This window comes from Patiriisocius sp. Uisw_047 (assembly GCF_047730165.1).
Classification (GTDB): domain Bacteria; phylum Bacteroidota; class Bacteroidia; order Flavobacteriales; family Flavobacteriaceae; genus Patiriisocius.
In genome coordinates, this window is sequence record NZ_CP159834.1 from 2,483,697 (window position 1) to 2,507,156 (window position 23,460).

The following is a 23,460-nucleotide window of genomic DNA, read 5'->3' on the forward strand; positions in this document are numbered from 1 at the left end:
TAATAGAAAAGTAACATAATGAAAAGCATCGTCTATTTCTTTTTTATAAGTATCGTTCTTATAGGCTGCACAAGCATTGAAGAAGACTTTGCTATAGATGTACAGGATTATAGGAATATCACGCATATAACGATAGCGACACATTTAAAAGTCGCAAACCTCATAGTAGATCAAAGCCAGTTTGAAGAGATGTATGAAAACTACGATGAGTATAAAGAAGTGGAGATTGATGGCTTATTAAACATTTATAAGAACGGCGTGTTGTTACTAGAAAATGAAGCGGTAGAGATTGAAATAAAAGGAAAGCTCAGTTCTTATTTCAAATTAAAATCACTAGGAATAAAATTTATCGACACTTATAATAACGAGGATCGATATTTAATAGATACTGAAACACTTCCCTTCCATTCTATTGATAAGATAAAAGCATTTCGTTTTAGAAACTCAGGCAACGATTTTGAAAAAACGATGCTTAAGGATGTAAGCTATACAAAACTCGCTATAGACGCAGGACTAGATATAGATTTGACCTATGCAGAACAAACCATTGTATTTATAAACGGTGAATTTCTTGGCATTATGAATCTTCGAACAGAAGCAAACGCAAATGGAATGTCTAGACTTTACAACGTAGACAAGGATGCGATCACACTAGCTAAAATAAATCACCACGGCACCTTGGAGAAAAAAAACGGTAATTTTGATAAAATAGATGCTTTTATTAATGCCATTGATACTAGCGATTTCAATTATTTGATAGACGAAATTGATATAGATAATTTTATGGATTATATGATTTTCGAATCTCTAATAGGCAATAGTGATTGGCCTAAAAACAATGTACGCTTCTTCGCCATCGATGACCACCCTTTTAGATTTGTGATGTTTGATCTAGACCTGGCGGCAATAAAAAATCTAGATGCAGAACCTATGGACTTTATAAACAATTCTGTAAAAAACCCAATTACAGACTTGTTTAATGTCTTATATGAAAACCAAGACTTCAAGAATGCTTATGATGTACGTTTTAACACTATTAAAACTTCTGGTATAATGGACCCGATAAAGTTTAACGAAATTGTTACTACCTATAAATCTAATATTGAAATTATTATGCCTACTCACATTGAGAAATACGAAACACCAAGTAGCTTTACAGTTTGGTATTTAAATCTTGAAAACCTAAAAGATAATTTCTTAAAGCGAATGCATCACATAGATTAAAACGTTATTCTCAATTACATTACTTTTAAATATTAAATTAGACTACCCTTCTATTTAGTAGGATTTAAATAATCTACATCCAAAATTAATGACTACTTGTTATGCACGCATAGTAAATTATTAGTATCTTTGAGGCTAACTTTGCTCCATATCGGCCTGCATTTTAAATCAAATAAATCCTGCAAGACTGATACAAATCAAATTAATCGCCCGCATATCGATCGGAGCCGCAATATGAAAGAAAAAACAATAGACTATATATTAAGGAGCACCTGGATGGCTATCCAGAAGATGTACAATGAAGAGGCTGGCACCAAAAACAGCACTATGGCTACCGGTTTTGCACTTATTAGCATTGACCCAGAGAAGGGATCACCATCCACGGCATTAGGCCCTAAGATGGGAATGGAAGCCACTTCTCTATCGCGTACATTAAAAAAAATGGAAGAGTTTAATTTAATAGAGCGGCATCCTAATCCAGAAGATGGTCGCGGTGTGATTATTCACCTAACGCCTTTTGGTAAGGAGATGCGCGACTTTTCAAAGAGCGTTGTGTTCCGTTTTGACGAAGTTGTCAAGGAGAACATTTCTGAAGAGGACCTAAATACATTTAAAAAAGTTGCCGGAACAATGATGGAGCTGATTAGTAACAAGAAGATTTATAGAAACACCGCGCAGTCCCGATAACAATCGAGATTGATTTTCAACTTCTAAAATATGCTTGATTCAAGCATATTTTAGAAGTAAGTTAGCCTCCTTCTAAAAAAATGGAGTTAAAGTTATCCCATTGCCAGGGGAATCGATGGAGATGTTTAGTTAGGTTCAATAACAAGATAAAAAAAGTACAGAAATGAAAAGAAGAATTAATAAAGTAGCCGTGATCGGTAGCGGAATTATGGGAAGCGGAATCGCCTGTCACTTCGCAAACATTGGCGTGGAAGTCCTATTATTGGACATCGTACCACGCGAGCTAAGCGACAAAGAAAAGGCAAAAGGGTTGACCCTAGAAGACCAGGTAGTGCGCAACCGTATGGTGAATGACGCATTAACTGCTTCTATAAAATCAAAGCCAGCACCTTTATATAATGTAGACTTTGCAAAACGCATTACGACTGGAAACTTAACAGATGACATTGCTAAAGTAAAAGATGTCGATTGGATTATTGAAGTTGTTGTAGAGCGACTTGACATTAAGCAGCAGGTTTTTGAGAATCTTGAAAAGCACAGGACTCTAGGAACCTTGATCACATCAAACACATCTGGAATTCCTATTAAATTTATGAGTGAAGGTCGTAGTGAAGATTTTCAGAAGCATTTCTGTGGAACGCACTTCTTCAATCCACCACGTTACTTAAAATTATTTGAAATAATCCCTGGACCAAAAACAGATACAGTTGTTTTAGACTTCTTAAACGAATACGGTGAAAAATTCTTAGGGAAAACAACCGTAATAGCTAAAGATACACCCGCCTTTATAGGGAACCGTATTGGTATTTTTGGAATTCAAGCCATGTTCCATCTTGTAAAAGACATGGGGCTCACTGTAGAAGAGGTGGATAAATTAACGGGACCTGTAATAGGGCGACCTAAGTCTGCAACCTTCCGAACGGTAGATGTGGTAGGACTTGATACACTTGTACACGTTGCAAATGGTATCTATAATAATGTACCAAACGACGAAGAGCACAGTTTATTTAAACTTCCAGACTATGTGAACCACTTGATGGATAAACAATGGTTAGGTGGTAAAAGTGGACAAGGTTTTTACAAAAAATCAAAAGATAAGGACGGCAGAACAGAAATCTTAGGTCTTGACCTAGATACCATGGAATACCGTCCAGGTAAAAAAGCAAAATTTGCTACGCTTGAGTTAACAAAATCTGTTGACAATGTTGCAGACCGCTTCCCTATCCTTATCAAAGGAAAAGATAAAGCTGGAGAATTTTACAGAAGAAACTTTGCTGCAATGTTTGCATACGTTACAAAGCGTATTCCAGAAATTACAGATGAGCTTTATAAGATAGATGATGCAATGAAAGCAGGTTTTGGATGGCAACACGGGCCGTTTGAGATTTGGGATGCTATTGGTTTAGACAAGGGATTACAACTTATTGAAGATGCTGGTAAAACAGCAGATACGTGGGTAAGCGAAATGAAAGCTGCTGGAGTAGATTCTTTCTACACAGTAAAAGACGGAGCAACATTCTATTATGACATTCCGCAGAAGAAACACGTAAAAGTGCCAGGACAAGATGCATTTATCATTCTTGATAATGTTAGAAAAACGACCGAAGTATTTAGTAACAGCGGAGTTTCAGTTCAAGATCTAGGTGATGGAATCCTAAATGTTGAATTCAGAAGTAAAATGAACTCTATTGGAGGTGACGTTTTAGCCGGAATAAACAAAGCTATTGATCTTGCAGAAGAGAAGTATGACGGTTTGGTGATTAGTAATCAAGGGACCAACTTCTCTGTAGGCGCAAACATAGGGATGATCTTTATGATGGCGGCAGAGCAGGAATACGACGAATTAAATGCAGCGATCAAGTATTTTCAAGATACCGTAATGCGTTTACGCTATTCTTCTATCCCTACAATTGTTGCACCTCACGGAATGACTCTAGGTGGTGGATGTGAATTAACATTGCACGCAGATCGTGTAGTTGCAGCTGCTGAGAGTTATATAGGTCTAGTAGAATTTGGTGTAGGCGTTATACCAGGTGGTGGTGGATCTAAAGAAATGGCATTACGCGCGAGTGATTTGTTCCAGAAAGGAGATGTAGAATTAAACGTATTGCAAGAACATTTCTTAACAATAGGTATGGCAAAGGTGTCAACCTCCGCTCACGAAGCATACGGTCTGGACATTTTGAAGCCAGGAAAAGATATTATAGTTGTCAATACTGCACGCCAAGTAGCAACTGCAAAAGCAGTGGCAAGACAAATGGCAGATATGGGCTATACAAAGCCAGTTGCTAGGCACGATGTGAAAGTATTAGGAAAGCAAGCGTTAGGAATGTTCTTAGTAGGAACAGACGCTATGAATGCAAGTAAGTACATCAGTGAACACGATCAAAAAATAGCAAACAAACTTGCCTATGTGATGGCAGGTGGAGATCTAAGTGAGCCGCAACTAGTGAGTGAGCAATACTTATTAGATTTAGAAAGAGAAGCTTTCTTGAGTTTAACTGGAGAGCGTAAAACACTTGAGAGATTACAGCATATGATTCAAAAAGGAAAACCTTTAAGAAACTAACGTTTCTTGGTTGTTAGTAATGAGTTTTTAGTATTGAGATATTATGAACAAAGTTGAAGATTTAATTATTTGGAAAAAGGCGATGGAGCTTGCTAAGCACGTTTATCAAGTTTCGGTAGAACTTTCGGGTGATTAAAAATTTGGTTTAATCTCTCAAATTAAAAGATGTTCCGTTTCAATTCCTTCAAATGTATCTGAAGGAACTGGAAGAAATTCAAATAAGGAGTTTAAATACTTTTTAAGCGCAGCAAATGGATCAGCTTAAGAATTACAAACGAAATTACTTCTTATTGGAAATTTAAATTAATAAAAAAAGAAAAGTTAGAACCATTAATTGAATTATGTATTGAGATTCAAAAAATGAATTATTCATTTCAAAAGAGGCTATAGTCTCACAACTCATTACTAACAACTCAATACTAAAATTTATGAAAACAGCATATATAGTAAAAGCATACAGAACCGCGGTAGGTAAAGCGGGAAAGGGAGTTTTCCGTTTTAAAAGAGCCGATGAGCTTGCTGCGGAAACGATCCAGCATTTAATGAAGGAGTTACCCAATTTAGATCCTAAACGTATTGACGATGTTATCGTTGGTAATGCGATGCCAGAGGGCTCACAAGGATTAAACATGGCGCGACTTATCTCATTAATGGGATTAGAAATCGTAGATGTACCAGGAGTGACCGTAAATCGTTTTTGTTCTTCGGGATTAGAAACTATTGGGATGGCAGTTGCAAAAATACAAAGCGGAATGGCAGAATGTATTCTTGCTGGTGGCGCAGAGTCAATGAGTAGCGTTCCAATGACTGGTTTTAAGCCAGAACTAAACTATGAGGTTGTAAAAGCAGGTCATGAAGATTATTACTGGGGAATGGGTAACACGGCTGAAGCTGTAGCTGATCAATTTAATATTTCTCGTGAGGATCAAGATGAATTCGCATTCAATAGTCATACGAAAGCTTTAGCAGCTTTAGACAGCGGTCGTTTTCAAGATCAGATTGTTCCTATTGAAGTGGAAGAAACGTTCTTAAATGGTGCGGGAAAAAAAGAAACAAGAAAATATACAGTGAATAAAGATGAAGGACCTCGCAGAGGAACTTCTGTTGAGGCATTAGCTAGATTACGTCCGGTCTTTGCTGCCAACGGTAGTGTTACTGCGGGTAACTCTTCACAAACAAGTGATGGTGCTGCCTTTGTAATGGTAATGAGCGAAGCGATGGTAAAGGAATTAAACCTTGAACCTATTGCACGATTAGTAAGTTATGCAGCAATGGGAGTAGAACCAAGAATTATGGGGATTGGTCCAGTTGCAGCAGTACCAAAAGCGCTAAAACAAGGAGGAATAAGCCAAGACGATATTAAACTCATCGAGCTAAATGAAGCCTTTGCATCACAATCTGTAGCTGTAATCAGAGAATTAAACTTAAACCCAGAAATCATTAACCCAAATGGAGGAGCGATTGCACTAGGACACCCATTAGGATGTACAGGAGCAAAACTATCCGTTCAGTTATTTGACGAAATGAGAAAGCGCAATATGCAAGGACAACATGGATTAGTAACTATGTGTGTAGGAACTGGTCAAGGTGCAGCAGGGGTATTTGAGTTTTTGAAATAGTATGGAGCTGTTAGTTTTTAGTAATGAGATACATTCTCATTGAAGCTAACACTTGTTTTTAATAATTGACTAATAAAATACTGAATAGGAGTCATTGTTGTTTTACTCAATACTCACTATTTAAAACTAATAATTATATAGAATGGCAACAGAAGCACAAACAAAAGACATCCTTAGAGGAGGTCAATTTTTAGTAAAAGAAACAGCTTGTGAAGATATCTTTACACCAGAAGATTTTACCGAGGAGCAGCAGATGATGAAAGAAGCGGTGATGGAGTTTAACGAGCGGGAAATAGTAGCACACAGAGATCGCTTTGAGGCTAAAGATTATGCATTAACCGAAGAGGTGATGCGCAAGGCTGGTGAACTAGGTTTTTTAAGTGTCGCAGTACCAGAAAATTTAGGCGGACTCGGAATGGGCTTTGTCTCTACCGTATTAACATGTGACTATATTTCTAGTGGTACGGGTTCATTCTCTACAGCCTTTGGTGCGCACACCGGAATTGGAACGATGCCTATTACGCTCTACGGAAATGAGTCACAAAAGCAAAAGTATGTACCTAAATTAGCAAGTGGTGAATGGTTTGGCGCGTATTGTTTAACAGAGCCAGGTGCGGGAAGTGACGCTAATAGTGGTAAAACAAAGGCCGTACTTACTGAAGATGGAAAGCACTATTTGATTACAGGTCAAAAAATGTGGATCTCAAACGCTGGTTTTTGTGACGTGATGATCGTCTTTGCCCGTATTGGTGATGATAAAAATATTACAGGTTTTATCGTTGAAAATGATGCAACTAACGGAATCTCCATGGGAGAGGAAGAACATAAATTAGGGATTAGAGCTTCTTCTACTCGTCAAGTATTTTTTAGCGATACGAAAGTACCGGTAGAAAATATGCTAGCAGGTCGTGGTGAAGGATTTAAGATTGCGATGAACGCATTAAACGTAGGTCGTATTAAACTAGCAGCTGCTTGTTTAGATTCGCAACGTCGCGTTATTACGGGTGCTGCACAATATGCAAATGAGCGTATACAATTTAAAACTCCGATCGCAAGCTTTGGTGCTATTAAGCTGAAACTTGCTGAAATGGCTACCTCTGCATATGCCGGTGAAAGTGCTACCTACAGAGCTGCAAAAAATATTGAAGACCGCATTAGTATGCGTATTGATGCTGGAAATACACATCAAGACGCAGAATTAAAAGGGGTCGAAGAATATGCTATAGAATGTTCTATTTTAAAAGTAGCTGTATCTGAAGATATTCAGAATTGTGCGGATGAAGGGATTCAAATATTTGGTGGAATGGGATTCTCAGAAGATACACCAATGGAAGCTGCCTGGAGAGATGCACGTATTGCGCGTATCTATGAAGGCACCAACGAAATTAACCGTATGCTAGCCGTAGGAATGCTTGTAAAAAAGGCAATGAAAGGTCATGTAGATCTTTTAGGACCAGCACAAGCAGTAGCAACTGAACTTACGTCTATTCCTTCTTTTGAAACTCCAGACTTTAGTGAATTATTTGCTGAAGAAAAGGATATGATAAAGAAATTGAAAAAAGTATTTTTAATGGTTGCAGGAAGTGCGGTACAAAAATATGGAGATCAGTTAGATAAACATCAGCAAATGTTAATGGCTGCCGCAGATATCTTAATCGAAATCTATATGGCAGAAAGCACGATACTTCGTACGGAAAAGAATGCAAAACGTAGCGGTGAAGATTCTCAAGAAATTCAAATCGCCATGTCTAGGTTATACCTATATCACGCTGTTGATATCATTTCTATAAAAGCGAAAGAATCAATTATATCTTTTGCTGAAGGCGATGAGCAACGTATGATGTTGATGGGTCTAAAGCGATTTACAAAGTATCAAAATATGCCTAACATAGGCGAGATGCGTAAGACGATTGCCCATAAAGTATCTGCTGAGGGTAAGTATCCTTTTTAAGAACCTTATGTTCTTTATGAAAAACGCCTCATTCAAAATTTTGAATGAGGCGTTTTTATAAGGTAGACTATTGATGATTAAATAGGAAATTACTATTTAGGTTTTACAAGATGGAAAGTTTTTTTCTTCACTTTAAATTCAACCGATTCATAGTTTCCTTCTTGTATTTTTTTAATCTGTGCTTTGGTAACATCAAAACTTATCTGAGCCACGTGTCGCTGTAATGGTTTTGCATAATCACAGTCAAATTCTTGTATTGCAGAAGGCAGTATGAATTCTGTATTTTTATTCTTGAAGGTAATAGCTGCGCCTGTTTTGCTTTTGAAACTTTTTGTAGTCACAAACAATCCTTCAAAAAAGAAATATCCATTTAATTCTTGAAAACCACCAAACAGTAACATTTCTTGGGAAGTGCCCAGTTTTTGCCCATCCTCGACTTTCATTTCCTTTTCGACTTCTTCATTAGTCATCACTGTTGAATTTTTTGAAGAGAAGATTTTTTTAAACATATAGTTTCGTTTATTTTTTTAATTTAATAATATTACGATTGTGATCCGCATTTGTAATTATTGCAATAAAAAGACCTTCAGAAAGCTGAGAGGCGTTTAAGGCTAAACTCTCACCTGGGTTTTGAACTTTTTGTCTATAAACTAACCGACCAAGAGTCGTATAAATTTCTACAACTAATTCGGTCTCAAGACGGTTCAAATATAGTGTAAGTATATCACCCATAGGATTTTTTGCAGTAACAAAAAGAGATGCCTCAATGTCTCCGGCACTTAAAATTTGTGGCAATACGACACGCATCCCTACGGGCCTATGGTCAGATACGTTCTGGTCGTATTCAGTAAAACCACCCGCTAAGAACTCATCAATTTTTATGGTTTCTACGCCGCCACCATCTGCCATAAACGGTAGAAAAAGTTCCTTCGTAATTAAAATATGATCAATGTGTGACGGCCAAGATGGATATGAAAAATTTGAGCTAGGGCCTGTTGCAATTTCAAAATCTACAAACTGATAATTACTGGAGTCGTCTAGAAAATTCTGGAACACATTATCTTCTGGAACATCTGTCAAGATATCATTGAGATCTCCTAAAAGCACCACGGGAGTATTTGTAAACTCATTATCTATGTAATTTTTAAGTAACAGGTTTGCGTTGTAACGCCTAGTCTCCTCATCCCAGTCATCATCTAGTTCTAGTTCTCCGTCACCACAGCATTTATAATGATTATTTATGAGCACTACGCGCTCTTGGTAATAGTCAATATCCAAAACCATAGGGTATCTCGGGAAATTATCAGATTCTGGAGGCGCTATAAAAAGCTCGTAGGCAGCATTGATACTAATAATATCAGATTTGTATAAATACGCCAATCCTCTACTATTTGAAGACTGATAATACCCATCATATTCAGATAGAAAATCTATAAGATCATTAAAATAAAAATAGTCGTCAACCTCTTGTATGGCTATAATATCTGCATCGATAGCTTCAATAATCTCAACCACATACTGTAGGGTTGTTTGGTCATTTTTGGGAAAAAACTCAATATTCCAAGTGACAATATCAAGGGTTCCTTCTGTGCCAAAGTCTAAGTCCTCTATAGTTTGAGACCACATCGAAGCAAAAGGAATAAGTAAAAAAAATAATAAAAATCTCATAGCCTTACAAAATTAACCATAATTTAGACCAAGAATTATCTTTAGTTCAATTTTAAGACAATTTTAAATCTATTCAAACTATGAGTAACGTTCGTTTTTATCTTCTTTTTCTGAGTTCGATTTCCTTATTTGCACAGCAAGAACCAGAAGTCTACCTAATGAATTTGAACACTGCCGTAGATTCTTTTGCTGTCAGCAATTTTAAAAATATCTCTACTAATAAAGGGTATGATAGTCAGCCCTCTTTTATCAATACTACTACACTTATCTATGCGGGCACAGAAAACGACCAAACAGAAATCATAGCATATGATCTAAATCTAGAAACGAAAAGCAGATTAAACAAGACAACACTTGGTGGTGAATATTCGCCTCAAAAATTTCCTTTAGAAAATCGTATTGCTGCTGTTCGGCTAGATCCGGATGGGCTTCAACGTTTGTATAGTTATGTTTTAAATGCCAATAAGACAGAAGAAAGCAAAGAACTCATTCCAGATTATATGGTTGCTTATTTTACATTTTACGACAACGATAACATTGTAGCATCTATTATTATTGACGATCAATTAGACCTTTTTAAAGCAAATCTGACTACTGGTGAAGTGTTAAAAATCACCAGCAATAGTGGTAGGTCCATCCACAAAGTACCTGGAACTAATAATGTAAGCTACACATTGGTCAATGAAGACGACATCCACGAAGTATATATTATCAACATAATGGGTGACAATGAAAGCTATTATGTCTGTGATTTACCTTTCGGAATTCAAGATCATTGTTGGCTTACGGGCACACAATTGCTACTTGGGAGCGGCGATAAAATTTATGTATATGATCTCTTCGGAAATAGGAAATGGGAAGAAGTAGCAGATTTATCAAGCGAGAATATTTCAGAAATTAATAGAGTGACCTTGAGTCCAGATCAAAAAAAACTAGCGATTGTTGCAAGTCCAAAAATAACACAATAAACAATTAGAGGGACTGTAGATTAAAATATACCTCTATTTAATATACTTGACCTTTTGGCAAAAATGTACGGGAAATGTGATAGCCTGCTGGGATACTCTTTTAAGTAAAGATCCTGTAAAGGCGAGGCACTTGCCATTTTTTGACAACACACCATATCTTAAAGTCATTATCAAAAACAGAAGCATCAACACTAACAAAGTGATTGACCCGGAAAAAGCACTTATAAATAGGACGATTATCAATGCCGTTGCTTTCTATAAAGTAGAAAACGACAAAATTGTTAAAGTCACTTATCTTCCTAGGAAAAAATTGAAAACACTACTCTTTTTGTTTAATTTTAGCAAAAACATCACGGTATGAAATATATTCTCACTTTATTTATTTTTAGTACTACGACGCTGTGTGTCGCTCAGACAGACGCTAAAATATACGACATCATTACAGAAGTCTCAGCAGACCGAATAGAGTCAGACATCACTACACTTGCGGGTTTTGGAACCCGCAACACCTTTAGTGACACCATTAGCAACACAAGAGGAATAGGTGCTGCAAGACGCTGGATTAAGTCTCAGTTTGATGAAATATCTTCTACATGTTCTGGATGTATAGACGTCTTTTACCAGAAAGACCTCGTGCTTGCAGAAGGCAATGATCGCGTCCCTATAGATACTTGGGTCGTAAATGTGGTTGCCGTGCAGAAAAGCCGCACAGACTCAAATCGGTACGTTATAATGAGTGGCGATATAGATTCGCGTAATAGCGATGGCGGTAATTTCACAAAAGATGCGCCAGGTGCAAATGATAATGCTAGTGGTATGGCAGGTGCAATTGAAGCAGCAAGAGTTTTAAGTACGTATCAATTTAATGCAAATATTGTGTACTTAGGACTGAGCGGTGAAGAGCAAGGTCTTTTTGGCGGTGCTGGGTTTGCAGCCTTTGCAAAAGAGCAGGGATGGGATATTATAGGAGTACTCAATAATGACATGATCGGAAATATCAAAGGGGTAGATGGCGTAATAAGCAATGTGGATTTTAGAATCTTTAGTGAGCCTGTACCACCTACCGAAACAGAACGGCAACGAAAAATGCGTCGTTTCTATGGTGGTGAAGTAGATGGAATTTCGCGTCAATTAGCCCGCTACATTCATAAAACAACGCAAACTTATATGCCAGAAATGAACCCAATGATGATTTATCGCTTGGACCGTTTTGGTCGTGGAGGCCATCACCGTCCTTTCAACGATTTAGGGTTTGCAGGAATTCGTATTATGGAGGCACATGAAAACTACACACAGCAGCATCAGGACATCCGTACCGAGGATGGTATAGAGTATGGAGATAAATTAAAGCATGTAAATTTTGATTATGCAAGAAAGCTCACAGCGGTAAATGCTATAAATATGGCAAGTTTAGCTTGGGCACCTGCCCCACCCGCAGAGGTTTCTATAGGTGGGATCGTAGGACCGTCTGCTAAGTTTAAGTGGAGCAAGAGTAAAAACGCACTAGGCTATAAAATATACTGGAGAGATACCACGAGTTCAACGTGGGATCACAGTCGTTATGTGGGTGATTTAAATGAGTTTACACTTGATGGTATAGTGATTGATAATTTTTTCTTCGGAATAGCTGCCGTGGGAAAAGATGGACATGAAAGTGTGGTTGTTTTTCCTAATTCGGTTTTTAGGTAGCACCTTTGAAACACGATCAAAGAAAACCACCACGAAATGATAATAAAAATAACGCTACAAATAACAACATAATTTATTTGCTCCTTCCTTTTTAACGGGAACGTGACCCTAGCAGAGCGCTTTAGCAATTATTCAATAAAATATCTAATTTGAGAAAAATAAATACTATCCAGAAATTTAAATCGCCTATTCAGTTTAGAACTAGCACTATCTTAAGCTTAATCCTAATTTTACTAACCTCTTTTCAACTACTTGCTCAAGATTTCACAAAAGAAGATGAACTCCGCGGAACTGTCACAGAAGATCGTGCTTGGTGGGATGTACAACATTATGATCTTCAGGTTGAGATCTTCCCAGAATCAAAAACGATTAAAGGCACAAACACCATAACATACAAAGTTTTGGACGAGGACAAAATGATGCGTATTGATCTGCAAGCACCAATGGTAATTAATAAGATTACTCAAAAAGGCAAAAAACTTAAGTTTAAAACCAAAGGAAACTTTCACTATATAAAGTTTAAAAAAGCTGCTATGATAGGGACTGAGCAATCTATTACTATAGAGTTTTCTGGTGTACCTAAAGAAGCTATTCGGGCTCCTTGGGATGGAGGCTTTTCTTGGAAGAAAGATGATAATGGCAATCATTTTATCGCCACGGCAAACCAAGGTATTGGAGCGAGCGTATGGTGGCCTTGTAAAGACCACCCATCAGATGAGCCAGATAAGGGCGTTGATCTTGCTATAACTGCCCCTTCCAGTTTAATGGGTGTAGGGAATGGAAGGCTTATTTCCGAAGTAGATAATGGAGAAACAAAAACGTGGAACTGGAAAGTGACGCAACCGATCAACAACTATGGCGTGAATGTGAATGTGGGAGATTATACGCATTTTGGTTACAAGCAAGAAGGGCTTAACGGAATGCTTGATGTCGATTATTATGTGCTATCATATAACCTAGATAAAGCGAAAGAGCAGTTTAACCAAGTACCATTAATGCTCAATGCTTTTGAATATTGGTTTGGACCTTATCCATTTTATGAGGATAGTTTTAAGCTTGTAGAGGTACCTTATCTTGGTATGGAACACCAAAGCAGTGTGACTTACGGAAATAAATATCAAAATGGGTATTTAGGCAGAGATTTGTCAGGTTCAGGCTGGGGACTACGTTTCGATTTTATTATTATTCACGAAGCAGGTCACGAGTGGTTTGCAAATAGTATTACCAATAGCGACGTAGCAGATATGTGGATTCACGAAGGGTTTACTGCCTATGCAGAAAATCTTTATTTAGATTATAACTTCTCTAAAGAAGCGTCAAGTGAATATGTGATAGGTACCCGCAGGATTATTCAAAACGACCGACCACTTATAGGAACCTACGGAATGAACAATGAAGGAAGTAGCGATATGTATTATAAAGGAGCAAACATTCTGCATACGCTGCGCCAACTTGTAGAAGATGATAAAAAATGGAGATCTATTTTACGTTCCTTAAATAAAGAATTTTATCATAAAATTGTTACTTCAAAGCAAGTAGAAGATCTTATGAGTAAAGAAACTGGAATCGATCTTACAGCATTTTGGGAACAATATTTACGCACGACTATGGTGCCAAAACTGGAGTACAAGCAAATCTCATTTAACGAAATGTCTTTTAGATATATAGATATCATAGAAGGTTTTGACATGCCAGTAATAGCAGTGATAAACGGTAAAGAACAATGGATCTATCCAAAAGCAGCGTGGCAAACTTTTGAGAATATAGGAAATATTAAATCGCTTGTGATTAAAGAGGACTTTTATATTGAGAAGGAGCAGGTTAAGTAATTGTCAAGAATGATGTCTGGTTGAGCGGAGTAGAAACCTTCCAAGACAATCACTTTTTTAAATGAAATAGCAATTAGTATCAATTCTTGACACGCCCAGAATTATATTTCCCAAGAGACGTAGATTTCTACGATTGGCTACTTGCCAATCACAATCAGCACCCTAAAGGTGTGTACATCATTCTCTTCAAAATAGAAAATACAGAACCCAGTATGCGCTGAGAAGAAGCAGTTAAAGTAGCTTTATGTTTTGGCTAGGTGGGTAGCACGGTTAAGAGTTTAGGCAATGGAAAACGCAAACAGTTATTTACAATAAGAAACCCGAAAAGTACTTGGGGCGCCCTCAATAAAAAATATATAATAACATTAGACGCTGCAAATCTGATCCTAGAACCCGGTTGAGCCATTGTAAATCTCACTAAGAAAACTGGCACTTGGACTCTTATGGACGAACCAGAAAAACGCAACATCCCTCCTATTTTACAAACTGCTTTTGATAACAACTCAGATGCTTTTTGTTTTTACAAATCACTCAACCCGGGCTATCAAAAAAGTCATTTGAGATGGTTGGCAACTGCAAAAACAGATGCTATTATTATAAAACGTGGAGCTGAGATAATCAGCAAGTGTGAAGAAAAGAAAAAGGACGTGGTTGGCAACCATTTTTCTTCTGAAATTTTAAATCGTTGTAACCGTCCTCAAAAACTCATATCTTTAGGACATATTATACTTCATTAAATAAAATAGCTAAAATGAAAAATTTTCTAACCCTTGCTATACTCCTAGCAACCACCCTAACATTTGCACAAAAAGATAAAGACAAAAAAGACGAAGCAAATTGGGATGTCAATAATCCAGGTGAAGATTTTAATTACAAAAGGCACAACTTCACAACAAATGAAGGCACCTGGATGAACCTAGATGTAAGTCCAGACGGTCAGACCATCGTGTTTGATATGTTGGGAGACATCTATACCATCCCCGTTTCTGGGGGAAAAGCAAAAGCCATACAAACAGGTATTGCCTTTGAGGTACAACCTCGCTTTAGTCCTGACGGAAAACATATTTCGTATACAAGTGATGCAGGTGGCGGCGATAACATTTGGGTGATGGATGCAAATGGTAGTAATCCAAAACAAATAACGAAAGAAAATTTTAGACTCCTCAATAATGCCGTATGGATGCCAGATGGCAACTATCTAATTGCCCGTAAACATTTTACAAGCGGTCGTAGTTTAGGAGCTGGAGAGCTCTGGCAATATCATATTACAGGAGGAAGCGGACTTCAATTAACAGAACGTAAAAATGACCAGCAAGATCTGGGAGAGCCTTTTGTTTCATCAGATGCTAAGTATCTTTATTACTCTGAAGATATGTATCCCGGCGGAAATTTTCAATACAACAAAGACCCTAACAGCCAGATTTATGTCATAAAGAGATACGAATTTGAAACGGGCAAAACCGAAAATATCACAGGAGGACCAGGAGGTGCTGCTCGCCCTACACTTTCGCCAGATGGAAAAACACTCGCTTTTGTAAAACGTGTGCGAGAAAAAACAGTGCTGTACATTCATAATTTAGAAACAGGTGAAGAGCGTCCTATATATGATGGTTTAAACAAGGACCAACAAGAAGCTTGGGCGATTTTTGGAGTGTATCCTAATTTTAATTGGATGCCTAACAATGAAGATTTAGTCATCTGGAGCGACGGGAAATTTCAGAAAATAAATGTGAAGAGTCTTGCGATTACAAATATTCCGTTTGAAGCAGATGTAAAAATCGATTTGGCACAGACCGTAAAAACAAACACGCCCATAGAGCGTAACACATTCAATATCAAAGTTATTCGTGACGCGATCACAACTAATGACGGTAAAACTCTTATCTTTAATGCTTTAGGCAGATTATATAAAAAAACGCTACCTGACGGAATTCCCCTTAGGCTAACGTCCGGCACCGATTTTGAGTTCGAGCCTAGTTTATCCCCAAGCGGAAACGAAATCGTTTATGTTAGCTGGAACGACCTTGAAAAAGGTGCCATTTTTAAAATGAACCTCAATGGAGGTGCACCACGAAAACTAACTACTGCAAAAGGTATATATCGTACTCCTAGTTATTCTAATGACGGCAATAACATTGTTTTTAGAAAAGAAAGAGGAAACAGTGATCAAGGAAATTCTTTCACCAAAAACCCTGGTATTTATATCATGACTGCTCAAGGTACTAACGAAACTAAATTAGATACCAACGGTGAATTTCCGAGATATAGCGCTGATGGCAACCGTATATTTCTACAAACCGGTGGAACTTATTTTGGCAATTTTCCTAAAAGATTAATATCGGTTAATCTGCAAGGACAAGATGAACGCGAGCATGTGATTTCTAAATATGCCAATCGTATTGTACCGAGCCCCGACAATAAATGGGTAGCATTCTCAAACTTACATAAAGTGTATGTAGCGCCTATGCCACAAACTGGTAAGCCATTAACACTTGATGGCAAAAGTGACACGGTGCCTGTGCAGCAAATAGCAAAGGATGCAGGCGTTAATATCCATTGGTCACAAGATAGTAAACAAGTGATGTGGACTTTGGGTGATGAATATTTCAGTAATACTTTAAAAGAGAAGTTTTCATTTGTAGACGGTGGCGCACTTACTCCTTCTGAAATGCCAAACACCGGTTTAAAGGTAGGCTTGACGGCTCCTGTAGACAATCCTTCAGGAAAAATAGCCTTCACAAATGCTCGAATCATCACTATGAATGGCAATGAAGTGATAGAAAATGGAAATATTATTATTGAAGGAAATAAAATTATAGCAGTAGGTCCTACAGACGCAACTTCCGTCCCAGCAGATGCAAAAATCTATGGAATGAAAGGAAAAACGATAATGCCGGGGATGGTAGATAGTCACGCTCACATTGGCGCGTTTAGAAGCGGATTGCCCGCGCAACAGAATTGGCAGTTTATGGCGAACCTAGCTTTTGGAGTTACCACTGCACACGATCCATCTGCAAATACAGAAACCGTATTTACTTTGAGCGAACTTCAGAAAAACGGACAATTGATAGGACCGCGTCTCTTTTCTACGGGCTTTATATTATATGGAGCTGATGGTGATTTTAAAGCGGTAATAGATAACTTAGAAGATGCTAGAAGTAGTATTCGTCGCACCAAGGCCTTTGGAGCAAAGAGTGTAAAAAGTTATAACCAACCACGACGTGAGCAACGACAACAAGTATTGCAAGCAGCCAGAGAGCAAGGTATTAATGTGGTTCCAGAAGGAGGTTCTACTTTCTTCCATAACTTGACGATGGTTATTGATGGACATACAGGCGTAGAACATAATATTCCTGTGGCTCCAGTATACAAGGATGTTTTAGAAATTTGGGGAACGAGTGGTACTGGCTATACTCCTACTCTCATTGTTAATTACGGTGGTCTTAATGGAGAGTTTTTCTATTACCAGCGTGATAACGTTTGGGAAAACGAAAAGCTCTTAAAATACAGCCCAAGAGCAATCATCGATAGTCGTTCTAGACATAGAGTAATGGTGCCAGCAAAAGAATATGAAAACGGTCATATCTTAGTTTCAAAGACTGCAAAAGACTTGAGTGAAGCGGGTGTCAAAGTTAATATGGGTGCTCACGGACAAATACAAGGCCTTGGAGCTCACTGGGAAACCTGGATGATAGCAGCCGGAGGAATAGGCAATCTGGAAGCTTTAAAAACGGCAACAATTAACGGCGCTAATTATATAGGGGCTGGGCAAGACATAGGAAGTCTTGAAGTTGGGAAACTAGCAGATTTATTGGTGCTAGATAAAAACCCATTAGAGGATATCGAGAATACGCAATACATCAAGTTTGTGATGCAAAATGGTCGCTTATATGATCCCGAAACAATGAACGAAGTTGGGAATTCGCCAAAAGAGCGAGCACCTTTTTATTGGGAAGTAAATGGATATAATCAAGCGTTTGAGTGGCACGAAGAAAGTGAGAGTTTTATTCACGGGAATTGTAGACATTAATGAACAGTAGACCTTACCTACAATTCTATAAAGCTATCCTTCCATTTGTAGCTGCATTTGCACTAATATCTGCTGGTTTCTTAGGGATTGTTTGGGGGGTTGTATTTTTTAATACACTGGCATTGGCCTTTGGATTTTTTGGCTTTCATTCTTTTTATAAAGAGCAATGGTATACGTATCAAAATTTAGGACTCACAAAATGGCAATTGTTAAGATCGTCCTTTGTCATCAATTTAATTATTAGCATCCCCGTAACTCTATTCATCTTAATATCTATAATCATTGGCGACTTTAGTCTTACATAACGTCTCTAAAAACTTCGGAAATAAGACGATATTGAGAGATGTTTCTTTTTCCTTAGAAACTGGAGAAATAATAGGGCTCTTTGGACGGAATGGTTCTGGGAAGTCCACCCTACTCCAAATTCTCTTCGGAAATATTAAAGCAGATGCTATTTCCTTATCACTTAATAATTTATCACTTAAAGCTTCTGAAGTAATCCCAAAGCACCATATTATATATGTACCGCAACATCCCTTCTTACCTAAAACGATGAAGGTGAGAGATGCGATTATTATGTTTCATCCCGAAGAAAAAGAACAGGATGCCGTGTTTTATGATTCGCATATTGCAACGATGACTCATAAAAAGACGGGTGAGCTCTCTCTTGGAGAGTTAAAGTATTTTGAAGTGGTATTGCTTAGCCAACTTTCCAATCCGTTTATAATGCTTGATGAGCCTTTCTCTATGCTTGAACCTTTGCACAAAGAAAAACTAAAAGAAAGACTTTTTGAATTGAAGGAAACGAAAGGAATTATTATTACAGATCATTATTATAACGATGTGCTAGATGTGGCAACAAAAAGTATGGTGATTAAAGAGGGGATCGGTTTTCCTGTGATGTCTGTTGAAGATTTAAAGGAGTTTGAGTATCTCTCGAGATGAAATCGAAATCCAAAATAAAAAAACCTTAACATATCTGTTAAGGTTTTTCTTAATGCTTAAAAGATTGAGGATTATCCTTTAGGCATAATCACTGTATCTATAGCGTGTATTACCCCGTTAGAAGCTTCTACATCCGCCATTACAACAGTTGACATTTTACCATTTGCATCTTTAATCATTACTTTTCCATCAGTTACAGATAGTGTAATGTTTTGACCTGCTAACGTCGTTACGTTATAAGCATTGTTATTATCAGAAATTGCCTTCATTACAGCGTCTGCTTTGAACTCACCAGCAACCACGTGATACTTTAATAAATTTTGAAGTGTCGCCATTCCTTCTGCGCTCATCAAGACATCCATAGTTGCTTTTGGCACTTTATTAAATGCATCGTTAGTTGGTGCGAATACTGTATACTCACCTTCATTCATAAAAGTTTCTGCTAACCCAGCTTGCTTTAATGCTGCTACTAGCGTAGTAAAGTTTTCGTTCCCCATTGCTACTGCAGCAATTGTGTTTGCATCAAAAGTAGCTTTTGCTTCCATGGCAGCTTGCTCTTCCGCCATTTTAGTTTCCATCTCCATTTTTTCAGCTTCAGCTTTCATTTCAGCTTCTTTTTTCTTACCATCGTCACAAGAAGCGAAAAGTAATCCTACTAGCGCTAATGACATAAACATTTTTGTAATTTTCATAGTTTTTGTTTTAGATAAATTAGTTATTCTTAAACAAAAGTAATGAGGACGATTGACAATTATTCCCAATAATACATTAATAATAAGTTAAATAAATCTGAGATACCTTGGTTATAGTTAAATATTTGTCAATTTTTATTCTAAAATATTATTGACCACAATAATTTGTTCATTCAGGAGAGGTATTCATTTAAAATAAAAAATTATGGTTAAAACAAAATATCAAAACGTACTAGATTTAGGAGAAGAATTAAAGATCCAAAATGGGGATGTTAAAGTAACAGGGAATAAACTAGAGGTAACAGGAACTGCCAGCACGCAATATGATAAGGATACAATGTGGGATGCAATTAAAAAATCTGGTGGAGAAAACCCTTCAGATATTATGGCAGATATTAAAGTCGCAGATATAACCGTTTATGCAAGGCATACGGTAAAAATAAACGGAGAGTCTTTAAATAAAATATCAAATCATTATTATAACGACCCAATGAAATACAACGCTATTTTTGAGTCAAATAAAGATATCCTTAAAAGTGCAGATGTTATACACCTAGGACAAGAGTTAGTTATCCCAAAGATGTAAAAATATTTTCTCAAAAATTTAAAAAAGCCACTAAATAGTGGCTTTCTATGTCAAATATTAGAGCGTCTCATGGGTTACTCTTTATAAATCTGTGATGTAACCGCCATATACATCCTTAAATCGCAATCCATCACTTAGGTTGTATTTACTTAACTTTTTTAGCTCAACTAAAGACCATAGGATAAACTCTTTATAAAAAGAACGATCCTGTTCTGGAATATCTGGAACGTATGTATCCAGTAATTCATCTAGCGGTTCTATTCGGTCCAATTGTAAATTGTATTCCGTATCATCAAGTGTTTCAAGCAACTCAAAGCTACTTTCTTCAAAAAACCAAGCTACCACTTCTCCATAAGGATCTTCATCTCCTGTTTTCTGTAACTTCTCTATCTTTGGGAAGTAACTCAAGAATTGTGTCTTAACTGCATCAGCAATCAACTGTCTAGCGACTTCATTAGCACCCTCCTGTTCTCCTTCATATACAAGCTCAAGCTTACCTGTAATTGCAGGAACAATCCCCAAGAAATCACTTAAACGCACCGCAGTCTCAGGGTTTCCATTATATAGCCCGCGTCGCTCTGCTGTGCTTAATAGGTTTTCAAATGCTGTGATACTCAAACGAGCACTTACACCACTCTTTCCATCAATAAATTCGCTTTGTCTCGCTTCAAAGCTAATCTGTTCTAAAATGTCTTTTGCTAATTCTGGAACATAGATATTACTCTTTTCCTTAGAAGCCAAGGCCGTTTCTTGTTGCGTAATCGTTCTAGCAATCGCTAATGTTTCTGGATAATGGGTAAGAATCTGTGAGCCGATTCTGTCTTTTAACGGAGTTACTATACTACCACGATTTGTGTAATCTTCAGGGTTTGCTGTAAATACAAATTGAATATCTAAAGGCAGACGAAGCGCAAAACCTCTAATCTGCACATCTCCTTCTTGCAAGATGTTGAATAAGGCCACTTGTATTCTCGCCTGCAGATCTGGTAATTCATTAATCACAAAAATACAGCGGTTAGCTCTTGGTATCATCCCAAAATGAATCACGCGATCATCTGCATAGGTCAATTTTAAGGTCGCAGCTTTTATTGGGTCTACATCTCCTATCAAATCTGCTACTGTTACATCTGGTGTGGCTAGTTTTTCTGAAAAACGATCTGTTCTATGTAACCAACTTATGGGTGTGTCATCACCCTTCTCTTCAATAAGATTTATGGCATATCTTGAAATGGGTTTAAATGGGTCATCATTTATCTCACTGCCTTCTACCACAGGGATATGATCATCCAGCAAGGTCACCATCTGCCTTGCGAGCCTTGTTTTTGCTTGCCCTCTCAAACCTAATAAATTAATATTGTGTTTAGATAGAATGGCGCGCTCCAATTCTGGTATCACTGTAAATTCATACCCGTGAATACCTTCAAAAACATTCTCTTTCTTCATCATCTTCTGCAAGAGATTGCGGCGTAATTCTTCTTTAATTGATTTGTATTCGTATCCAGCTTTCTTAAGTTGGCCAAGTGTTGTTATTTCTGAAATGTTCATCATTTTCTACTATCCTTTTACTATTATCAATTATATACTCTTATTATTGTCACGTCCATTTTGTTTGTTACTCTGAGACTTGAAGAGACCCTAAAATTATTCAAGTTACACTTCTCAGTCGTATATTCTGCTTAACATTTCTCTAACTCCTCTGTAAAGGGGAAAGCTTAAACTCTTGTTAATCGTAGCTCTCAAAACGTATTTGTCAAATTTTTTTATCTCAATTTTCGTTTTCTATTAGTCTCATAATCTGTAAAGATCATCTCTCCCAGCCCCTGCAATCCAGTATAAAATGCTTTCCCTTGGTTTGCTTCTGTAAATGCATCCACAAACTGTTGCAGATATGGATCACTAGCAATCATAAAGGTGGTAATGGGAATGTGCAACTTTCTCGCTTGCGCCGCCATCATATAACATTTGTTAACAATGTACTCATCTAGACCATTACTGTTCTTGTAATAACGACCATCTGGTAATCGCAAACAGCTAGGCTTTCCGTCCGTAATCATAAATATCTGTTTATTAGTATTTCGTTTACGGCGAAGCATGTCCATCGCTAGTTGTAAACCAGCTACTGTGTTTGTATGATAAGGTCCTACATTTAAGTAGGGTAAATCTTTAATTTTAATAGGCCAAGCATCATTACCAAAAACTAAAATATCTAGCGTGTCTTTTGGGTAGCGCGTGGTTATCAACTCTGATAGCGCCATGGCTACTTTTTTTGCAGGAGTGATTCTATCTTCCCCATATAAAATCATGGAATGGCTAATGTCTATCATCAACACGGTGCTCATCTGTGATTTATGCATCGACTCCTCAACAACAATGTCGTTTTCGGTGAGTTTAAAATCTCCTATTCCATTATTAATCTGAGCATTTTTTATGCTTTCGGTCATAGAGATTTGGTCTAATGGATCACCAAATTGATACTTCCTAAAATCACCAGATTGCTCGTCACCACTACCCACATATTTGGTTTTGTGATTGCCTTGACCACTTCTCTTTATCTTACCAAATATTTGCTCTAAAGCACGTTTCCGAAGCGAACGTTCTAGCTTTTCTGTAATTGACATTCCTCCTTTTCCATCACCTTGACCTCCACCTTTTCCATCGGGAAGAAACTCTTCACGGATAAATCCGCGCTCTTTAAGTTCTTCAATAAAATCGTCTATGGTATAGTCTTCTGTGGTGATCTCGTATTCCTTATCTAATTGTCGCAGCCAGTCAATAGCTTCGTCAAAGTCGCCAGAAGTATGCGTGATGAGCTCCTGAAAGACTTCAAAAAGTCGATCAAAAATGGATTGTTTTTTTGGGGTATGCTGCGTAAATACAAAGCCCGAGCGCTTGTTCGGGTATTTTTCTTCAAGATCTTTCTCCATTTGCTAAAATTACACCTTTAATTTGTTTACTCCTATCCTTCTTATGTTAAACAAACGTTAGATTAATGCAAGTACGTTC

The 23,460-nt window shown here is 37.4% G+C and carries 19 protein-coding genes; 14 read left to right on the forward strand and 5 right to left on the reverse strand.

What is annotated here, in order from left to right; translation table 11 throughout:
* The first annotated feature begins 18 nt into the window (after positions 1–18).
* From ABXT71_RS10785 to ABXT71_RS10810, 6 genes are all read left to right on the forward strand, one after another.
* Entirely contained in the window at positions 19–1,224 is a 1,206-nt protein-coding gene (locus ABXT71_RS10785; RefSeq protein WP_415371329.1) for a CotH kinase family protein, read from the forward strand.
* A 234-nt stretch (positions 1,225–1,458) separates the two neighbouring features.
* Positions 1,459–1,911: a MarR family winged helix-turn-helix transcriptional regulator gene (locus ABXT71_RS10790; protein ID WP_415371331.1), complete on the forward strand. Its 453-nt coding sequence runs from the start codon at positions 1,459–1,461 to the stop codon at positions 1,909–1,911.
* 163 nt (positions 1,912–2,074) lie between these two features.
* Positions 2,075–4,480, forward strand: a complete 2,406-nt coding sequence (locus tag ABXT71_RS10795; protein WP_415371333.1) for a 3-hydroxyacyl-CoA dehydrogenase NAD-binding domain-containing protein — start codon at positions 2,075–2,077, stop codon at positions 4,478–4,480.
* A 178-nt stretch (positions 4,481–4,658) separates the two neighbouring features.
* Entirely contained in the window at positions 4,659–4,745 is an 87-nt protein-coding gene (locus ABXT71_RS10800) for a four helix bundle protein (RefSeq protein ID WP_415373103.1), read from the forward strand.
* 163 nt (positions 4,746–4,908) lie between these two features.
* Complete coding sequence (locus ABXT71_RS10805; protein ID WP_415371335.1) at positions 4,909–6,099, forward strand: acetyl-CoA C-acyltransferase; 1,191 nt, start codon at positions 4,909–4,911, stop codon at positions 6,097–6,099.
* Positions 6,100–6,241: 142 nt separating this feature from the next.
* Complete coding sequence (locus tag ABXT71_RS10810; RefSeq protein ID WP_415371337.1) at positions 6,242–8,050, forward strand: acyl-CoA dehydrogenase family protein; 1,809 nt, start codon at positions 6,242–6,244, stop codon at positions 8,048–8,050.
* Positions 8,051–8,142: 92 nt separating this feature from the next.
* Here ABXT71_RS10810 and ABXT71_RS10815 read toward each other — a convergent pair whose 3' ends face one another.
* Together ABXT71_RS10815 and ABXT71_RS10820 are read right to left on the reverse strand one after the other, a co-directional pair.
* The gene (locus ABXT71_RS10815; protein ID WP_415371339.1) at positions 8,143–8,559 is read right to left on the reverse strand and encodes a hypothetical protein; all 417 of its coding nucleotides are present in this window, start codon (positions 8,557–8,559) and stop codon (positions 8,143–8,145) included.
* A gap of 10 nt (positions 8,560–8,569) precedes the next feature.
* Positions 8,570–9,718: an endonuclease/exonuclease/phosphatase family protein gene (locus tag ABXT71_RS10820; RefSeq protein ID WP_415371341.1), complete on the reverse strand. Its 1,149-nt coding sequence runs from the start codon at positions 9,716–9,718 to the stop codon at positions 8,570–8,572.
* An 80-nt stretch (positions 9,719–9,798) separates the two neighbouring features.
* Here ABXT71_RS10820 and ABXT71_RS10825 point away from each other — a divergent pair, with 80 nt between their 5' ends.
* From ABXT71_RS10825 to ABXT71_RS10855, 7 genes are all read left to right on the forward strand, one after another.
* The gene (locus ABXT71_RS10825) at positions 9,799–10,686 is read left to right on the forward strand and encodes a hypothetical protein (RefSeq protein WP_415371343.1); all 888 of its coding nucleotides are present in this window, start codon (positions 9,799–9,801) and stop codon (positions 10,684–10,686) included.
* Between the two features lie 357 nt (positions 10,687–11,043).
* Complete coding sequence (locus ABXT71_RS10830; RefSeq protein ID WP_415371345.1) at positions 11,044–12,375, forward strand: M28 family peptidase; 1,332 nt, start codon at positions 11,044–11,046, stop codon at positions 12,373–12,375.
* A gap of 158 nt (positions 12,376–12,533) precedes the next feature.
* Positions 12,534–14,204, forward strand: a complete 1,671-nt coding sequence (locus ABXT71_RS10835; RefSeq protein ID WP_415373104.1) for a M1 family metallopeptidase — start codon at positions 12,534–12,536, stop codon at positions 14,202–14,204.
* 443 nt (positions 14,205–14,647) lie between these two features.
* Positions 14,648–14,941 carry a YdeI/OmpD-associated family protein gene (locus ABXT71_RS10840; RefSeq protein WP_415371348.1) on the forward strand — a complete coding sequence of 98 codons (294 nt, stop codon included), beginning with the start codon at positions 14,648–14,650 and terminating at the stop codon, positions 14,939–14,941.
* A 14-nt stretch (positions 14,942–14,955) separates the two neighbouring features.
* Positions 14,956–18,234: an amidohydrolase family protein gene (locus ABXT71_RS10845; RefSeq protein WP_415371350.1), complete on the forward strand. Its 3,279-nt coding sequence runs from the start codon at positions 14,956–14,958 to the stop codon at positions 18,232–18,234.
* The gene (locus ABXT71_RS10850; protein ID WP_415371352.1) at positions 18,234–18,539 is read left to right on the forward strand and encodes a hypothetical protein; all 306 of its coding nucleotides are present in this window, start codon (positions 18,234–18,236) and stop codon (positions 18,537–18,539) included. Before ABXT71_RS10845 ends, ABXT71_RS10850 begins: the two co-directional genes overlap by 1 nt.
* On the forward strand, positions 18,517–19,179 hold the full coding sequence (locus tag ABXT71_RS10855) for an ATP-binding cassette domain-containing protein (protein ID WP_415371354.1): 663 nt from the start codon (positions 18,517–18,519) through the stop codon (positions 19,177–19,179). Before ABXT71_RS10850 ends, ABXT71_RS10855 begins: the two co-directional genes overlap by 23 nt.
* 71 nt (positions 19,180–19,250) lie before the next feature.
* Here the strand turns inward: ABXT71_RS10855 and ABXT71_RS10860 are convergent, their stop codons facing one another.
* Entirely contained in the window at positions 19,251–19,871 is a 621-nt protein-coding gene (locus tag ABXT71_RS10860) for a fasciclin domain-containing protein (protein WP_415371356.1), read from the reverse strand.
* A gap of 205 nt (positions 19,872–20,076) precedes the next feature.
* Between ABXT71_RS10860 and ABXT71_RS10865 the strand changes: the two genes are divergently transcribed.
* Positions 20,077–20,457, forward strand: a complete 381-nt coding sequence (locus ABXT71_RS10865; protein WP_415371358.1) for a LysM peptidoglycan-binding domain-containing protein — start codon at positions 20,077–20,079, stop codon at positions 20,455–20,457.
* 81 nt (positions 20,458–20,538) lie between these two features.
* Here the strand turns inward: ABXT71_RS10865 and ABXT71_RS10870 are convergent, their stop codons facing one another.
* Entirely contained in the window at positions 20,539–22,002 is a 1,464-nt protein-coding gene (locus tag ABXT71_RS10870; RefSeq protein ID WP_415373105.1) for a magnesium chelatase, read from the reverse strand.
* 215 nt (positions 22,003–22,217) lie between these two features.
* Entirely contained in the window at positions 22,218–23,381 is a 1,164-nt protein-coding gene (locus ABXT71_RS10875) for a vWA domain-containing protein (protein ID WP_415371360.1), read from the reverse strand.
* Positions 23,382–23,460 lie beyond the last annotated feature (79 nt).